The organism is Sorangium sp. So ce836 (assembly GCF_028553905.1).
GTDB lineage: Bacteria > Myxococcota_A > Polyangia > Polyangiales > Polyangiaceae > Sorangium > Sorangium cellulosum_D.
Window position 1 is genome coordinate 445,307 of the sequence record NZ_CP102233.1, and the last position, 17,965, is coordinate 463,271.

Sequence of the window (17,965 nt, forward strand, 5' to 3'; positions counted from 1 at the left end):
GGGAGACCCCGCTGATCATCGTCTCCTGCCGCAGTGCATGACGACACATCGGGGGCCGGGCTCCCCAAAGCGGTTCCCGGAGCTCGAGGTGGTCGAGCCGTGCCGCCGCGCGCTGCTCGGGTAGCCCGGCGGCGAGCCGGGACGAGCGGGCTTCGCTCGAGGATCAACCGGCGACCAGGCCGCGCGTGCGGCCGCACAGCCGCGTCAGCCCGAGCAAGCCGTCGATGGTCGGCGTGGGCACGCCGGTCAGCTTGCCGATCTCGTGCACCACGGTCACCAGCGCGTCGATCTCCAGCGGCTTGCCGGCCTCCGCGTCCTGCAGCATCGATGTCTTGAACGCGCCGAGCTTGCGCGTGACCTCCATCCGGTCCTCTCCGCTCTGCGCGATGGGGCAGCCGATCCTCGCGCCGATCGCCGCCGCTTCCTCCATCGCCTCGAGACAGAAGCCGCGCACCAGCGGATCATCGAGGATCCGGTCGCACGTCGCGCCGGTGAGCACCGACACCGGGTTCATCGTCATGTTGCCCCACAGCTTGTACCAGACGTCCGTCCGGATATCGGCGCTCGCCTCGGCGTCGAAGCCGGCGCGCTGCAGCAGCTTGACCAGCGCGGCCACCCGGTCCGAGTGTCCGCCGGCCGGCTCGCCGATGAGCAGGCGATTGCCGAGGCCGACGCGCACGAGCCCCGGCTCCGGGCTGGAGCCCGACAGGTGCACGACGCAGCCGATCACCTGGCGGAGCGGGATGGCGCGCGGCAGGACGCCGCCCGGGTCGAGCGACCGGAGCCGGGCGCCGGCATACGGCACGTTCTCGGGCGCGAAGAACCACCACGGCACGCCGTTCATCGCGGGGACGACGATCGTGTCCGGGCGCAGCAGCGGCGCGATCCGCGCGGCGACGTCGGTCAGCGCGGTGGCCTTGACCGCGATGAGCACGACGTCCTGCGCGCCGAGCGCGGCTGGATCCGGCGCAGCGCGGATCGGCACGCTGGTGATCTCTTCCCGGATTTGCAGCAGCAAGCCGCGTCGCTGCACGGCGGCGAGGTTCTCTCCACGCGCCACGGCGCTGACCTCGCAGCCGGCCGTGGCCAGGCGGGCGCCGAGCAGCCCGCCGATGGCTCCGAGACCGTAAACGGCGATCTTCATGATGTCCCAGCATCATAGCCCTCGCTCGACCCCCTCGTGGCCGGCTCCGGACCATCGCGGCGATCCTCGCGTCGCCGAGCCGCTGAGCTCGCATCGACCCTACGGGGCGACGCGCTCGGGGCGGCGCGCGGCGGACGACACCTGCGCGAGCGCATCGGCGAGCGCGCCGCGCGGATCCGCCGGCAGGTCGATCGAGCGCCACGCCACGTAGCCGTCCGGGCGCACCAGCGACGCGCCCCCGGCCCCGATCCCGAACGCCCTCCGGAACGCTCCCTCCTCGACCGGGCGCACATCAACGCCGACGCGAACGCATTCGAGCGCGACGCCCAGCCGCTCGACGGCGTGCGCCGCGGCGGGACCCCACCGCCCGTCCTCGGCGAGCAGCACCCAGGTTCGCTGGAACAGATCGAGCGTGGACAGCCGCTCGTCGCCCCTCGCCACCCACGCGTGCGGCGCGCGCGTGCCCGGCTGACCCGCCCATCGCTCGGGCCGCATCGCCGGCGGGAGCCCGTCGCCCGCGCCGAGCACCGCGGTCGATCGGTACAGCTGACCGAGCTCCATCGCATCGTCGTCGATGATCGGCACGCCCGCGGCGGCCCCGCCCGCGTATGCCTTGTAGTCGGCCCGGGCGAAGATCTGGTCGTGCCGGAGCCACGCGATCGGGCGTCGCTCGGCGTCGTAGGTGTCGAGCAGCTCTTTCGTCGACGCGCCCGACAGGACCGCAGACAGCTTCCACGCGAGGTTGTGGGCGTCCTCGATGCCGGTGTTCGCGCCATAACCGCCGCGGCTCGGCGGCAGGGTGTGCGCGGCGTCCCCGGCGAGGAATACCCTGCCGGACGCGAAGCGATCCGCGATCAGGCCGCTCATCTCCCATCGTCCGGTGGTGACGATCTCGAAGTCCAGGTCCGACCTGCCGATCGCCCTCGATATCATCGCCCTCAGCGCGCCCGCGTCGCGCTCCTCGTCGTCCCAGAACATCAGGATCCAGCGGCCATCGCCGTACGTGGTGAGGAATGCCTTGAACCCCGGCTGCTCGATCGCGAACTGCGTGATCCCCGTCCGGCGGTACTCCTCGAGCGGAGCCCGGAACAGGACGCTGCGCACCGTCTGGATGTGGCCCCGCCCGGAGCGGCCGATCCCGAGCGCCTCGCGGATCGGGCTGCGGTGGCCGTCCGCCGCCACCAGGTAGTCCGCGCGCATCGCGTACGCTCGCCCGCCGCGCTCGCGCAGCCACGCGGTCACCCCGTCGGCGTCCTGCTCGAAGCGGACCAGCTCGGTCTCGAGCCTGACCTCGGCGCCGAGCTCGGCCGCCCTGTCCCGGAGCATGGGATCGAGACGATCCTGGGCGAGCGCGGCGCCCGCGCACGGCGAGAGCTCGATCGAGGGCGCCCCCTGCTCCCCGGGCGTCCACGGGAGCTCTTCGAACCACGCCCCGGCGAGGCTCTCGACCCGGGCTCGGCGCAGCCGGAAGGTGGGCGGCACCTGCGGGATGCGCGGGCCCAGCCCGACCGCGCGATAGAGCTCCAGCGTCCTCGGCGTGTAGCCGATCGCGCGCGGATGCGGCGAGCTGCCCGCGTGCCGCTCGACAACGACCGCCCGCACACCTCGCCAGGCCAGGAATACCGCGGCCGACAGGCCGACCAAGCTGCCCCCGACCACGAGCGCCGACGTCGATTCTATGTGCATGATGACCGTCCTTTGATACAGTGTATCACGTCGATACACTGTATCTAGCACGATTTGTTGTCAACCGCGCTCCGATGCGAACAAGACCGAGGCATGACCGCACGGCAGAAGAAAGCGCGCGCGACCGACGCCTCCCTCCTCTGGGAGCGTCCGGAGCCCGTCCCCCGTCCCGCGCCCGGACCGCTGAGCAGAGAGCGGATCGTGCGCGCCGCCATCGCGCTCGCCGACGCGGAAGGCCTCGCCGCGGTGTCGCTGCGCAAGGTCGGGGCCTCGCTCGACGCCGGTCCGATGCGCCTCTACGGCTACCTGGACACGAAGGAGGAGCTGCTCGAGCTCATGGTGGACGCGGTGTACGGGGAGATGGCGTCCGCCGGGCCGATCCCCGGCGGCTTTCGCGAGGCGCTCCGGACGATCGCCCACCGCACCCGGCGGGCCGCCAGGGAGCATGCGTGGTTCATCGATCTGCTGGGCGGCCGGCCGCACCTCGGTCCGAACGCCCTCGCGCACCTCGAGGCCTCGTTCGCCGCGCTGAGCGGGGCTCCGGGCTTCGAGCACATCGATGCCGTCATGCTGGCCGTCGGGACCGTCAACGCCTATGTGATCGGCGCCATCCGCGGCGAGGCCAATGAGCTGCGCGCCGAGCTCGCGAGCGGCATGAGCCAGGCCGAATGGCAGCGAGCATCGGACGCGTACATCCACCGGATGATCGCCACCGGCCGCTTCCCGACGCTCGCCAAGGTGGTCCGGGACGCCTCGCACCCGCCGGCCGACGTCGTGTTCGACTGGGGCCTCGATTGCGTGCTCGACGGCATCGAGGCGCGGCTCTCGCGCGGAACGAAGGCGGGCGCAGGCGCTCGCGAGCGGCGGTAGCCGCGGCCTTCGCCCCCGGTCTGGGAGCTCCCGGAGGCGCGCCGGACCGGCTCGTTCGCGTGGGCGTCGAGCCTGTCGGGAGCGAACCTGCCGATGGTCATGGCGACCGGCGGGCGCGAGGGGATAGGGCGCTGGCGCGCTGGGATGCGGCACCGCGCATTTGACGGCGTGCCCTCGCACATGCAACGGATCTCGGCCACGGCATCGTCATGGCCGCCGTGGCCTGCGATCAGCTGCCCTTGCAGACGTCGGCGCAGGTGCCCGTCGCATCGACGCACGCGGATGACGCGCAGTCCGAATCGAAGGAGCAGGGCGCGCCGGCGGCGCCGAGCGGCGCGCACGTCGCGCCATCGCACGCCGTGCCGGCGGCGCAGTCTTCGTCCGACGCGCATGGACCGCCCGCCTGCTCCCGCGCCTGGCACGTATCGTCCTCGCCGCAGCGGAGCTCCTCCTGGCAGTCGAGGCTTCGCTTGCACGACCCGCCCACGGCGAGCCGTGGCGCGCACGTCCCCTCGTCGGGCGGCGAGGGCTGGTCGCACCGGAGCGCCTCGTCGCAGTAGAACGCCGACGAGCACGGCTCTCCGGCCGCCGCCCTCGCCCTGCACGTCGACGTCGTCTGCCCGCTCGTGTCGATGTTGCGCACGCAGCGGTCCCGGGCGCAGTCCCAGTCCGTGGCGCACGTCCCGCCCTCGGGCACGGCGCCGTCCCACGCACCGAGGCAGGACGGCGTGAACCCGTCGTTCACCCCCAAGAGCACGCCCAGGATCTGAAGCTCGGCGCAGGGGGCCGCGTCCACCTCGGCGAGGCACGCCTCCGCCTTTTCCGGGACGAAGGTGCCGTTCACCTCGCCTCCGCCGGTGACCGCGACGAGGATCGCTTCGAGCTCCGACGCGCACGCGTCGGCAGAGCTCGCGTCCAGGTCATGCGCGGCCCGGGTCGCCGCGTCGCAGCACGCGAAGGTGCGGTCGCAGAGGGCCTTTGCATACCTGGAGAGGAAATCGGTGCCTGTCGGCGCCGGCCCTCCGCTGCTCGCCCCCGTCTCGTCGTCCCCGCACCCGGGCACGGCGGACATCGCGACGGCGACGGTCGATAGGAGCGTCGCGAGCAAGACAGGTCGATGCGTGCGCATGAAGAACCTCCTCGGTCCGATCTTAGATGGATCCGCCGGGGCCGAGCCAGCGTGAGCTCCATGACAGGCCTCGGAGCTCCTCGCCGAAGCGGGGGGAGGACCCGATGTCGAGGTGATGCGCAAAAGCCCCAGGGAGGCGGAGATCGTGGGAGGTTGTGCCGACCGCCCCTGGCCTGGCGCGATTTGTCGCCGCGTGGCGCGATTTGTCGCCTTCGCGATCGGTTTACAGCCGAGTACACAGATGTTCGCAATGGGAGAGCGCCTATGTCTGCGCGAGCAGGCCGGGCGAGAGCGGATTCGCTTCGTCTCCTCCCGTCAACAACGGCGTCGAGGGCTTATTCATGACGAGTCTAAGATCCATACTGCTACGTCAGGTCGCACAATCACGCGCTGCCCCATGGCGCGCGGGGCGCTTGCCGCTCCTCGCGTGCCTGGGCGCGCTCACGACCGCCTGCACGGCCGGCGCCGACGATCCGGTCGCGCTGGACGGGCCCGTCGGTCAGGCGGAACAGGCGCTGTGCGCGCCGGACGACGTGGCCTGCAACGACACGACCATCCACGACTGGCCGACGTGGTCCCAGCAGCCCGACCGGCCGGACGCCGTCATCGAGGGGGAGGCCCCGGACGCCGGCACAGGCACGTTCCAGGTGCAGGCGTGCGATCCGAGCCAGCTCGGCAAGCTGCCGGAAAACCCGAACCCGAAGGGCGCCGACCTCCAGAACATCACCACGAACTTCCACGTCCTCCAGTCGATCCAGCTCCTCGCGTCGATCGTCAACAAGACGGCCGAGGCGATCAACGGCCTCAAGACGGAGCCGGCCGCGGACGCGGACAAGGGCACGTGCGTCTGCAGCCAGCAGGTGTCCTCCCAGTGCCTGAACGTCATCCAGCAGGACAAGACCACGTACGAGGAGTGCCTCGACTTCTGCGACCCGAGCTCGTCTTCGGCGGACCCGTGCAGCACCGGCGTCCTCGTGTGGCTCTCCAACGATATCCAGCAGACCCAGGCGGGCAAGGCCAAGTGGGCGCTCAGCACGGTGAAGTGGCTCGACAAGATCGCCGGCCAGATCGGCGGCGGTCAGTTCGCCAATTTCCTGAGCCAGTTCGGCGGCGAGCTCGACAACATCAGCGAGGTGATGTCGAAGATCCAGTGCTACATCGACCAGTACACCGAGGGGTACCACCTCGGCAGCTACTCGGACCAGCGGCCCGACCTGCACATGTGCATTCCGTGGGCCGGACACGGCGCGTACGCCAACCTGTCGGACAGCGACCGGTGGGGCATCGGCGGCCGCTACACGTCGCACACCCTGAGCAAGGAGCGCCGCGCCCAGATGCGCACCGGCGGCTTCGCCGTGACCGCGTTCGGCGAGACGCTGAGCATCCTGCCAGGGATGGAGTTCAACATGCAGCTTGACGGTTACAAGTGGTTCAACCGTGAAGCTCCCCTCGGCATCGAGGAGCTCGGCCACCTCGCCGGCGGCGGGGTCAGCCTCGACGCCGCGAAGAAGCTCGGCGTCTTCTACCTCGCGGACGAGGACCAGATGACGTCGCTCGACAGCGACGGCGACGGCCGCGTCTCCCCGCAGGAGTTCCTGATCGGCACCTACATGCCGTTCGACTACACGCCGACCGACGGCGTCCCGGCCCAGCTCACCTGGCCCCGCGACGGCGCGGAGGCGATCGAGGACTGGGAGGGGAAGTCGGCCGCGCTCCTCGCCGCGGCGCTCAACCTCGACCTGCGGCTGAAGCCGATCGAGAAGGAGCTGACGCCGATCCCCCTCCCGCCGGTCCCCGGCGCGTACCTCATCCCGTACTTCAAGCTCGGCGCAGGGGTGAAGTGGTACGACGAGGCTTATTTCATGCGCAGGCGCCTGCAGGAGGCGCTCAACAAGAACACGTCGCACAAGATCTCCGATCTCGACTTCAACCGCGACATGCACGGCTTCCAGGCGCCGGACGTGACCGCGGAGGCCGGGACGCAGGTGTCGGTGAGGCCGGAGGTGGGCGCGAAGCTCTTCCTCGGCGTGCCGATCGGCAAGCTCCTGAAGGTGGGCGTGGAGGCCAGCATCGGCTTCTCCGTCGATATCAAGCCGAAGGGCTCCGGCGGCGTGGTCGACCTCAACGCCTCGCTCGAGCAGGCGCTCGTGAACAGCAACCCGAACGAGGACCTCGAGTGCAAGCCCGTCTTCTCCTACAAGGATGAGGCGTCCTGCTCGAACAAGTACATCCCCGAGTCGTCGCTGAACCTCGCCTGCTCCCCGCTCGACACGAAGAACTCCTGCTGCATCACCTTCGTCAACGGCAGCCGCGCCTGCCTCGACGACTGGACGGGGATCACGCAGGATCAGTGCAGCCCGTCCAAGCTCTCGTACGCGCTGTTCTCGACCTTCCTGAAGGAGAAGGACGCGAAGACGTACAAGAGCATCTTCCAGCAGGGCTTCACGACCCAGTGGAGCGCGAACAAGTCGTGCGAGGAGTGCGCGAACGACGGCACCTGCCCGAACAGCCTGCGCGCGCCCGCGCTGCCCGAGATCTCGGCGTGCACCAAGCGCGGCGTGTGCTGCCTGCCCGCGGTCTCTTCGCCCTACGGCCTCGCCTACTCGCTGTCGCTCACGGACGGCACGTTCGGCGGCTCCCGCTTCCTCCAGCCCGCCGACCTCGCCTACGATCGCAGCGGAAACCGCCTCTTCGTCGCGGATCGGACCGCCATCCGCCGCATCAACCTGCAGACCGGCCAGGTGACGACGATCGCCGGGTCGACCGCGGCGGGCAACGTCGACGGGGTCGGGACCGCCGCGCGGTTCAACACGATCTCGGGGATCACGTACGACGCGGGCTCGCTCTACATCGCCGATCGCGGCGCTCGCTCGGTCCGCAAGCTCAACCTGAGCACGAACCAGGTGACCACGATCGCGGATCGGACGGTGTTCCTGACGCCGCGGGACGTCGCCGTGCACGACGGCGCCCTCTTCGCCACCGACAGCGGCGCCCGCACGCTGATCCGCATCCCGCTCCCGTCGGGCACGGCCACCACCGTGGCCGGCACGTCGGGCCAGACCGGGGGCACCGACGGCATCGGCTCGGCGGCCCGGTTCTCGGAGCCGACCAACATCGTCGCCGACGGGCGCGGCAGGCTGTACATCAGCGACACGCTCAACAACACGCTGCGGCGGTTCGACGTCGCGTCGGCGGCGGTCACCACCGTGGCCGGGACCAGCGGCTCGGCGGGCTCCGCGGACGGCATCGGCTCGGCCGCGCGGTTCACCGCGCCGAAGGGGCTCACCGTCGACAGCGCGGGTCACGTGCTCGTCGTCGACGGCAACAAGCCCGGTCGCGTGCGGCGCTTCGACCCGGAGACCTCCGCCGTGACGACCGTCTCCGGTGCTCCCGGCACCGTGGCGACGGACGGCCTGGCCGACGACGCGATCTTCGAGCTGCCCTCCGGCGTGGCCGTGCTCCCGACCGGCGACATCTACGTGAGCGACACGACCCCTGCGACGGTCCGCAAGATCAGCGGCGACTGCGACTCGGGCATCCCCGGCGCCGTCGTGTTCGACGTCACGGAGGCCGAGTGCCCCGGCAACTTCGACGCGTACAGCTGCCTGTCGGAGACCAAGGCCGACGCCACGGAGTGGCAGGGGCCCGGGTGCCACCCGCTCCAGACGGGCTTCCCGTCGGCGTGCGGCTGCACCTCGAACGCCGATTGCGCGAGCGGCGAGACGTGCGATGTCCAGGCGAAGCTGTGCACCGTCGGCGGGACGCCCGTCGACTGCGTCTGCACCGCGCAGAGCACCTGCCCGAACCAGCCCGGCCGCGCCTGCGTGAACGGCGCGTGCGCCCGGCACTGCACCTACAACCCCTCGACGGCGAACACGGCCTGCGGCCAGAACGAGGTCTGCACGCCCGGCGGCACGTGCGAGCCGAAGGCCGGCCCGAACGTGCCTTATGCCGAGGAGGTGATCTGGGGCATGAAGAACGGCGATGACCCGACCCACGCGATCGCGACGTACGGCCTGACCGAGATCGAGCTCATCGCCGCGCTCAACGCGGGCATCCACGTGGGCCTCGAGGCGAAGCTGTTCAAGAAGTGGAAGAAGTTCACGCTGTGGAAGTGGCGCCGGACCTTCGATATCGGCTCGGTCTCGAAGTACAAGTTCCAGCCCGGGCTCGAGGCCACCTACCAGTGGGACACCTCGCCGCTCGGCGAGATCACCAACTACCAGCCCGGCGAGGTCACGCGGTATGCGCAGGTGAACGCGTCGACGGCCGACTTCCTCGAGTGGTGCAAGGACGAGCTGCCGCTGCACGCGGCGGACCCGCTGCCCCCCACCACCGATGACGTGGTCGGCGGCGTGGAGGACGTCGTGAACTTCGGCTTCGACGTGGGCGAGACGGTCTCGTCGGCCGAGAACCTCTGCATCAACGGCCAGCCCATGACGGACTGGCTGCAGGACCAGGACGCGCTCACCCAGACGTTCGTGACCGGGACCTGCTCGTACGTCGGCCCGCAGACCGGCTCGCGCGGGAGCCTCACCTTCCCGTGCCAGGAGTCGCATCGCCACCTGCTCAAGCACTGGGGGTGCCTCGACACGCAGCGCACGGCCACGTCCATCCAGCTGGCCATCGGCGACTTCAGCGGCGCCGTGGTCAACCCCGGCACGGCCCACTTCGACCTGACCAAGGTCCTCGTCGACCCGGACGCCGGCCTCGAGGCCGAGAACCTGGTGAAGCGGACCGCCGCGTCCGAGGCGTGGCTCGACGAGGTGGAGACCTGCTTCGACGACCACTACGAGGACACGATCCCCTGCGCGTGCCAGACCGACGCGGACTGCACCACCGGCCCTGGGCAGACCTGCGTGAGCGGGACGTGCCAGACGCCGGAGAACACGGTCGCCGAGTGCTCCGTCGTGGAGAACACGGGCGTCACCGTCGAGCGGTGCTGCGGCGACGGCGTGCAGCAGGCCTCGGAGCAGTGCGACGACGGCAACACCGTGAGCGGCGACGGCTGCTCGGCGCTCTGCAAGCCGGAGTCGAAGGGCGCGTGCTGCCGGTCGGGCGGCTGCACCGACCTCGGCCAGGGCGGCATCAGCTCCGGCCAGAGCTGCGCGAGCGCCGGCGGCTACTTCATCAGCGGCTACAGCTGCGCCGAGGTCGACGCGTGCGGCAGCGAGCCTGTCGGCGCTTGCCACGAGGCCGACGGGACCTGCCACGACCCGACCTACCAGTCGCAGTGCGCGGCGGTGCCGGGGGCGGTGTTCACCGTCAACGGGGCCTGCCAGAACCCGGTCCAGACGCTGACGCTGCAGCCCGGCAGCGACGGCGTCGACGCGACCATCACCAACATGACCGGGGCGAGCGGCAACAACTCCGGCAACACCGTCAACCTGACCGCGGGGTCCTGGACGGCGAGCAGCGTCTGGTACCGGAACCGGAGCCTGCTCCGCTTCGATCTCTCGACCCTCCCGGCGGGCGCCACGATCGAGCGGGCGCGCCTGAGCCTGTACGCGGACCCCGACGCGCGCCTCTACGGCCAGGGGACGTACAACCCGTATTCCCCGGGGCACCTGACGGTCGGCGGCTCCAACGCCTTCCTGATCCAGCGCATCACCGCGGCCTGGCAGGAGAACACGGTGACGTGGAACAACCAGCCGGCCGTGTCGACGGTCCACCAGGTGCTCCTGCCGCAGAGCACGTCGAGCAGCCAGGACTACGAGAACATCGACGTGACCGCGCTCGTGCGAGACATGCTCAGCCCGTCGTCGAGCAACAACGGATTCATGATCCGGCTCGACAGCGAGGCGAACAGCTACCGCGAGGTCTCGTTCACGTCGAGCGACTACGCGACCGCCCACAGGCGTCCGAAGCTCGAGGTCCTGTACCGCAACCCGTGAGAGCCGGCGTCGCCGGTCCGGCCCGATAGGCATGCAGGGTGGAGGGTCGCCGTCCGCGAGGCGGCGCCCGCCACCTCGCCCCTCCGGACGCCCTTTACGGCGCCGACGCGTCGGCCCGGCGACGCCGCTCCCGTTCGCTCTTCAGCTCCTGTTCGTGTCCGAGAACGCAGAGGAATGCAGAGGAAATAGAGACGATGAGAACCGCAATTCGAACTTTCGCAGGCATCACCGGCGGCGTCCTCGCGGGCGTCTTGGGGCTGTCCACGGCGCTGGCTCAGGTCACGTCGCTCGACACAAACCACGTGGTCATCATCGACCGCTCCGGCAGCATGTATGGGACCAACCTCGCCCTCGCGCAGCAGGCGGCGAAGATCTACAAGAACACGCTCGCCTCGAGCAACGTGCCCGCCTCGCAGTCGTTCACCGAGCAGATCGGCCTTGCGAGCTACGCGGACACGGCCTCGGAGTCCTTCCCGATCACGCCGCTCCCGGCGTCCGGCTACGACGCGGCCGTGGACGCGCTCGTCGCGAACGGGTCGACGTCGATCGGGGCGGGCCTCGAGCAGGCGCTCGACATGCTCACCGCGGAGAACCCGACCAAGGGGCCGCGCGAGTGCGTCGTCCTCCTGTCCGACGGGCAGCACAACACGCCGCCGGCGCCGAGCGACTTCTTCTTGGACTACTTCACCCGCGTGGACGAGGTCCACTCGATCGCGCTCGGGGCGGGGGCGGACGAGGCGATGATGAGCGACATCGCGACGAACTACGGGGCCTCGCCCGGGCTCTTCATGCGCGCCGACGTCAGCTCCGACATCGACCAGCTCGAGCTGCTCGGCGCGTTCAACCGCATGGCGAACGACTGCCGCGAGGGCGGCATGATCGATCAGGGGCTGGACCGGATCTTGCCGGGGGGGATGTCGTGCGTCCAGCCGTACATCTCGGCCGCTCAGATCGCGGATTTCACGATGATCTTCCTGGGCAGCGCCGCCCCCAACGTGTACCTGATTCCGCCGTCGCAGCACCCGGAGACCGAGATCAACGAGACGGGCTACGGGTCGTCGAGCTCCGACGTGACCTTCTTCTCGGCCGACAATTTCAAGCGCTTCTCGCTGAACCTCACGCAGTCGTACGAGGAAGGCTTCTGGCAGTTCTGCGCCGTCAACAACTCGTCGTCGGACATCTATCTCTATGCCGCCGTGTCGACGCTGATCGACGATATCCAGCTCCAGGTCACCACGAACGGTCTGAACGTCGGGTCGCAGCCGCTGGTCGTCGAGGCCGCGGTGACCCACCTGGGCGCCCCGGTGACGGGCGCCGCGGTCAGCGCCGAGATGACGGCGCCGAGCGGCGCGGTCACGCCGCTGACGTTCTATGACGACGGGCTCGCCGCGCACGGTGACTCGGTGGCCAACAACGGCGTCTACTCGCTGAAGTTCAACCAGTTCACCGAGACGGGGAGCCACCAGATCACGGTGTTCGCGGACCACGCCGGCAACTCCACCGTCCCGATGTTCATGCGCCAGTACACGTTCGGGGTCTACAAGAACCCGAGCCCGACGCCGACCTGCCAGAGCCTCGGCCAGGCGGGCCCGGCGACCACGGCCACGGTGAACGGCACGGCGTGCTTCCAGATCGACCCGGCGGACTACCCGACGGGGTGGACGCCGGCGAACCTGTGGCTCCAGGTGACGTCGATGGATGGCGCGTCGCTGAACGGGGTCACCGTGTCCGCCAACGGCGGGCCGGCCCAGAGCCCCGCGGCGAACAGCTGGTCGATGCAGCTCTCGACGCCGTTCCCGGGCGCGTCGACCCCCGTCGTCTACCAGGTGAGCACGACGGCCAACCGGCAGCTCCAGCTGGCGTGGCATCCGTGAGCGCCGCCGCGCCCCCGGCGCGGGCCTGCCGTCGCGGCGCCCGCGCGGGCGGCCGCGGGTGACCACGCGGCCGCGGCGCCGGCGGGCCCCGGCCTTCCGGCGCCGCGGCGGGTCTACCGGCGTTGCGGCGGGTCTACCGGCGCCGCAGCGCGCGGGACGCGGAGCGGGCGCTCGCGTACCCGAGCTCGGTGGCGAGCGCGTGCCGCGAGGGGGTGGCGATGGTCAGGTACCGATCCACGAGCGCGGCGCGCGTCTCCGCGAGGAGCGCGCGGTGCGACGTGCCCTGTTCCCGCAGCTGCCGCTGGAGCGTGCGTGGGCTCACGCCCATGCGCACGGCGACCTGGTCGATGTTCGGGTTGCCCTCGGCGATGCACTCGCGGAGCGCGTGGCGGACCTCGTCGACGAAGCCGGACGGCGCGGCGGGCGGCGGCGCGTCGACCCGGCGTTGCTGCTGGAGCCGCAGCTGCGCGAGCTCCTCGAGGATCTCGCACAGCCGGGGGTCGGCGGAGCGGAACGGCATCTCCAGGTGCTCCCGCCGGAAGACCAGCTCGTCGCAGGGGGCGCCGAATTCGACCGGCGCGTCGAAGATCTGCTCGTAGGCGCCTGTGCTTCCTCGGCGGTGGTGCCGGAAGCGCACGGCCAGCGGGCGGACGTGCTCGCCGGAGAACGTCCGCGCCCGGAGCACGGTCATGCCGGCGAGGAGCTCCGACACGGCGGGCAGCCCGTTGGGCGCGACGTGGCGGAAGCGCGCGCGGGCGCCGTCCACGCTCAAGCTCAGCTCGCCGGAGTCGGCGAGCAGCGGGGCGAAGCGGATGAAGCGGGAGAGCGCCGCGCCGAAGCTTTCGCTGTTCCGCGACAGGTAGTCGAGGATGTCGAGCGTGCCGACGTCGAGCGTCTCGGCGACGCGGAGCCCGAGCAGGGGATCGCCGCTCACCCGTTCGGCGGACGACCAGACGTACCGCGCTGCGCTCAAGGGGATCGGCACGCCGCGCTGGCTGAGGGCCCCCGGCGGAAGCGCCGCGCCTCGCAGGACCGCATCGAGCGGCAGGCCGAGCTTCGGTGCGGCGGAGATGAGGAGCAGGATGAAGTCGGAAAACGCGGGCGGAGCCGGCTCTTTGCGCACAGTTCCTCACAAGTGTAAAGACCTAGAAGATAGAGGGAGGTGGACGGCCTTGCAACCCGGGCGGGCGTCGGTGGCGTGCGTTCTCGCGGACGCCACGCCCGCGCCATGCCCTCGCGATGCGCCCGCCTCGCCGGCGCGCCGTCGCTATTCCCCCGCCGTCTTCGACGACACCGACGACGACACCGACGAGGCCTTCACAGCCCTCTTCACGCCCGATGGGGTCCTCGATGACCCGTGGGTACCCCGCCATCGCGCGGGAGGAAGGCCATCCTCAGCTTCCTCCGCGCGGGCAAGCAGAAGGCCAGCCATCCGAACCGAGCTAGGCCGCGGACGGGCGAATCCGAGTTGACGTCCGATTTGTGACCGCTAACATATGTAGCCTCGTTCTTCCGTCTTGCCGCACGCGAGGCGGCCGCCCTTCTCCCTTCGTGAGCGCTGCGACCACCCGGCCGGCGTGACACGAGGGGTGAAGGGTGTGGGGTTTAGGGGGCCGTGTCGTGCCCACAGGCACTTCGTGCCAGCTCGTCGACCTCGTTCGAGGCACGCGGGAGCTCAGTCATTCATTCTCCGCTCTATCTCTGGTGAAGAACTACACCAGTGACGGCGGCGCCCGCTCTGGCGAAATCGAGATCTCTTGCCGTGTCGGGTGTTGGCCGGAGCCCCTACACGCGAGACCGCGATTCGGGTGGTGTTGAACTATTTCTGCTCCAGGACGATCGACAGGCTGGGCTCAGCGCCCGAGGTTTTTTTGTTTGTTGGTAAAGAGTATTTCCTACATAAATTGATCAGGCTGCTTATCAGGAGAATCCGATGACCTCATTGGCTTATCGATTGGCCCGCTCCCCGCGGTGGCGGCGGCTGCTCGGCGCGGGGTTGAGCGTCGCGCCGCTCCTGCTCTCGGCGTGTATGGGCGCCCTGGGCGACCCGCAGGGAGGCGACCCGCAAGGGGCCGAAGGCGATGGGGATGGCCCCGTTCCGGGCGGCGCGCGGCCAGAGGAGGTCGCAGCGCGCAGCATGTTCCCTCGGCTCAGCCATGTGCAGTGGGAAAACACCGTACGCGATCTCCTGCGCCTCGACGACAGGCCTGGCCTCTCGGCGTCGTTCACGACCGATCCGCTCGGCGGCGTGTTCGACAACAACGAGGCTGCGCTCCAGGTGACCCCGGGCCTCTGGAGCGACTACCAGCGCGCCGCCGAGGAGCTCGCGGCGATGGTGGCCGCCGATCAGGGCAAGCTCGATCGGATCGCGCCCGCCGGCCTGCCGGACGAGCCGGAGGCGCGGGCGCAGGCGTTCGTCGAGCGGTTCGGCGAGCGGGCGTTCCGGCGGCCGCTCACGGACGACGAGCGGGACGTGTACGTCGCCCTGTTCCACCGCGGCAAGGAGCTCTTCAAGGGCGAGGAGCCGTTCGTCGCGGGCGTGCGCGCGGCGCTCGAGGCGTTCCTGCAATCACCCCATTTCGTCTACCGGGTCGAGCTCGGCGCCGGGCCGACGAAGAACGGGCTCATCCCGCTGAGCGGCCACGAGATCGCGACAAAGCTCGCGTACCTCTTCTGGAACACGATGCCCGACGACGATCTCCTCGCGGCGGCGAAGGCGGGCGAGCTGTCGACCCCCGAGGCCGTCCGGGCCTACGCCGAGCGCATGCTCGAGGATCCGCGCGCCCGCGAGGTCATCGGCTCGTTCCACCGGCAGCTCTACGACTTCGATCATTACCACGATCTCAACAAGGACCAGGCGCTCTACCCCGAGTTCGTCCCCGAGATGGGCGACGACATGGAGCGCGAGGCGGAGCTGTTCGTGGAGCACATCGTCTTCGACAAGGAGGGCGGGCTCACCGATCTGCTCACCGACCGCACCGCGTTCGTGAACGAGCGCCTCGCGACGGTCTACGGTGTCGAGGGCCAGTCGTCGAACGACTTCAAGCAGGTGGAGCTCGACGGGGACGAGCGCGCGGGGCTGCTCACGCGCCTCGGCTTCCTCGCGTCGAAGGCGACGGCGCGGCAGCCGGACTCGATCCATCGCGGCGTCTTCGTGAACCTCAGGGTCATCTGCGCCGCGCTGCCGCCGCCGCCCGACAACGCGACCTCGCTGCCGCCGGGCGAGCACGCGACCAACCGCGAGCGCGTCGAGGCGCACACGGGCAAGGGGACGTGCGGCGAGGCGTGCCACGGGACGATGATCAACCCGGCCGGGTTCGCCTTCGAGCATTACGACGCGATCGGCAAGTACCGCACGATCGACAACGGCATGCCCGTCAACGCCGCGGACGTCTATCGGCTCGGCGGCGAGCCGAGGAGCTACGCCAACGCGATGGAGTTCAGCCGGGTCCTCGCCGAGAGCAGCGAGGCGCACGCGTGCTACGCGAAGCGCTGGGTGGAGTTCGCCCACGGCCGCGACGCGCGCGACAAGGATCGGGACTTCATCCGAAAGCTCGGCGATGCGTCGCGCGGCGGCGCCTCGACCAAGGACCTCCTCCTCCAGATCGTCTCATCCACTTCCTTCCTCGCTCGAGTTCCTGCGGAGGCGCAATGATCACCCGACGACATGTGCTTCGAGGCCTGTTTGGCGTCACGGTCGCGCTCCCGTTCCTGGAGACCTTCGCGCCCCGGCGCGCGCTGGCCGGCACGGGCGACGTGCCGCCCTTCGCGATCTTCATGCGCCAGGCGAACGGCGTCGCGCAGGCGACCAACGACGAGCCCGAGATGTTCTGGCCCAGCCAGACGGGCCCCCTGTCCAGAGAATCGCTGGAGCGGGACAGCGCCCGGGCGGTCAGCGAGCTCAAGGACTACGCGGGCCAGCTGATCATGGTGCGCGGCGTGAATTTCGCGTTCAAAGGCAACGGGTGCGGCCACTCCGGCGGCGGCAACCAGTGCCTCACGGCCGCGCGCGTGTCGGACCAGCCGTCGGGCAACGAGTCGCTCGCGATGGGCGAGTCGATCGACAACCGCATCGCGACCGAGCTGAACCCGGCGGGCGTCGAGCCGCTGACGCTCTACGCCGGCAGGATGGCCGGCTACATCAACGAGGTGCTCTCGTACCGCGGGTCGAAGCAGCTCCGCGCCGCCGAGCGCAACCCGTTCAACGCGTACCAGAAGCTCTTCGGGCTCACCGACGTGGGCGCTGAGGTCCAGCAGGCGCTGGCCGAGCGCCGCACCAGCGTCAACGACCTGGTGCGCGGCGAGATGCGAGCGCTCATGAGCCGGAAGGACCTCAGCAAGAGCGATCGCGAGCGGCTGCAGCTCCACTTCGACAGCATCCGCGACCTCGAGGCCGCGCTCGCGTGCAATCTCCCGGCGGAGGCGGTCGCCGCGATGGAGGCGATCTCGCCGAACGTCGGCAAATCCGAGAACGTGGAGACCGTCACCCGCATGCAGATGGATATCATCGCGCTCGCGATGGCGTGCGGCGTGACGCGCGCGGCGACGCTGCAGGTGGGCGACGGCAATGACGGGACCGAGTACACGATCGACGGCGTCCGGCAGAAGAGCTACCACAAGATCTCCCACCGCATCGACAGCGACGGCTCCGAGGGCCCGCCGATCGAGGGCGCTCAGGAGCTGCACCACAAGATCGACCGGATCCACGCGCGGATGTTCAAGCACCTGCTCGACCGGCTCTCGTCCTACGAGCTCGGCTCGGGGACGCTGCTCGACCACGGCGTGGCCGTGTGGCTCAACGACAACGCCGACAAGTACCACGGGTACCGCAAGGTCCCGTACATCCTCGCCGGGGGCGCCGCGGGCTACCTGAAGACTGGCCAGTTCGTCGACGTGAATGTCACGAACAACAAGCTGCTCAACACGATCGGCGCGGCGGTCGGGTGCACCAACGGCCAGGGAGGCCCGCTCGACAACTTCGGCGACGAGAGCCTCGCAGGTGGGCTCATCGACGCGATCGTCGCCTGATCGCGCGCTCGTCGTGCCCAGCGACATGGCCCACGTCACCCTCCTGCCGGCGCGCCACAATGGCGCGTCGCCCGGTCCGGGCGTGTCACCTCGCGGCGGCTTTGTAAAGAATCTTTAAAAGTAGAGCCCCCGACCGCGCTGGGCGTTGAACGTCGGGTGTAATCCGCTACATCATCGCTCGCCTGACGTCGCCCCGAGCATCGCTTGGTCGCCCCGGGGCGCGGCATCGCGCGCTGGGCGGCGAAGGCTGCCTCCCCGGCGGTTTCCTGCGGGGGAGTGGGGCACGAGGCCCGGGGTGCGCCGCTGGGCGGCCCGGGCTGCTCGGCGACCATGCTGAAGG

Annotated in this window: 9 protein-coding genes; 5 read left to right on the forward strand and 4 right to left on the reverse strand. The window is 70.1% G+C overall.

The genetic code is table 11. From position 1 onward, the window contains the following. Nucleotides 1–163: 163 nt before the first annotated feature. The gene (locus NQZ70_RS01715) at nt 164–1,144 is read right to left on the reverse strand and encodes a 2-dehydropantoate 2-reductase (RefSeq protein WP_129572663.1); all 981 of its coding nucleotides are present in this window, start codon (nt 1,142–1,144) and stop codon (nt 164–166) included. 99 nt (nt 1,145–1,243) lie between these two features. After that, a complete protein-coding gene (locus NQZ70_RS01720; RefSeq protein ID WP_129572664.1) occupies nt 1,244–2,830 on the reverse strand; it encodes an FAD-dependent oxidoreductase in 1,587 nt (528 codons plus the stop codon). A gap of 93 nt (nt 2,831–2,923) precedes the next feature. On the opposite strand from NQZ70_RS01720, the gene NQZ70_RS01725 reads away from it, so the two are divergent. After that, entirely contained in the window at nt 2,924–3,700 is a 777-nt protein-coding gene (locus NQZ70_RS01725; protein WP_165373748.1) for a TetR/AcrR family transcriptional regulator, read from the forward strand. Between the two features lie 229 nt (nt 3,701–3,929). Here the strand turns inward: NQZ70_RS01725 and NQZ70_RS01730 are convergent, their stop codons facing one another. After that, nucleotides 3,930–4,829 carry a hypothetical protein gene (locus NQZ70_RS01730; protein ID WP_129572665.1) on the reverse strand — a complete coding sequence of 300 codons (900 nt, stop codon included), beginning with the start codon at nt 4,827–4,829 and terminating at the stop codon, nt 3,930–3,932. Nucleotides 4,830–5,242: 413 nt separating this feature from the next. Between NQZ70_RS01730 and NQZ70_RS01735 the strand changes: the two genes are divergently transcribed. Both NQZ70_RS01735 and NQZ70_RS01740 read left to right on the forward strand, forming a co-directional pair. Further along, entirely contained in the window at nt 5,243–10,723 is a 5,481-nt protein-coding gene (locus NQZ70_RS01735) for a DNRLRE domain-containing protein (RefSeq protein ID WP_129572666.1), read from the forward strand. Nucleotides 10,724–10,917: 194 nt separating this feature from the next. Further along, nucleotides 10,918–12,597, forward strand: a complete 1,680-nt coding sequence (locus NQZ70_RS01740) for a VWA domain-containing protein (protein WP_237244916.1) — start codon at nt 10,918–10,920, stop codon at nt 12,595–12,597. Nucleotides 12,598–12,730: 133 nt separating this feature from the next. Here NQZ70_RS01740 and NQZ70_RS01745 read toward each other — a convergent pair whose 3' ends face one another. Next, nucleotides 12,731–13,720: an AraC family transcriptional regulator gene (locus tag NQZ70_RS01745; protein WP_237244917.1), complete on the reverse strand. Its 990-nt coding sequence runs from the start codon at nt 13,718–13,720 to the stop codon at nt 12,731–12,733. Between the two features lie 810 nt (nt 13,721–14,530). On the opposite strand from NQZ70_RS01745, the gene NQZ70_RS01750 reads away from it, so the two are divergent. Together NQZ70_RS01750 and NQZ70_RS01755 are read left to right on the forward strand one after the other, a co-directional pair. After that, nucleotides 14,531–16,252, forward strand: a complete 1,722-nt coding sequence (locus NQZ70_RS01750) for a DUF1592 domain-containing protein (RefSeq protein ID WP_129572667.1) — start codon at nt 14,531–14,533, stop codon at nt 16,250–16,252. Continuing rightward, nucleotides 16,249–17,625, forward strand: coding sequence for a DUF1552 domain-containing protein (locus NQZ70_RS01755; RefSeq protein WP_129572668.1), 1,377 nt, complete (start codon nt 16,249–16,251; stop codon nt 17,623–17,625). Before NQZ70_RS01750 ends, NQZ70_RS01755 begins: the two co-directional genes overlap by 4 nt. Nucleotides 17,626–17,965: the final 340 nt, after the last annotated feature.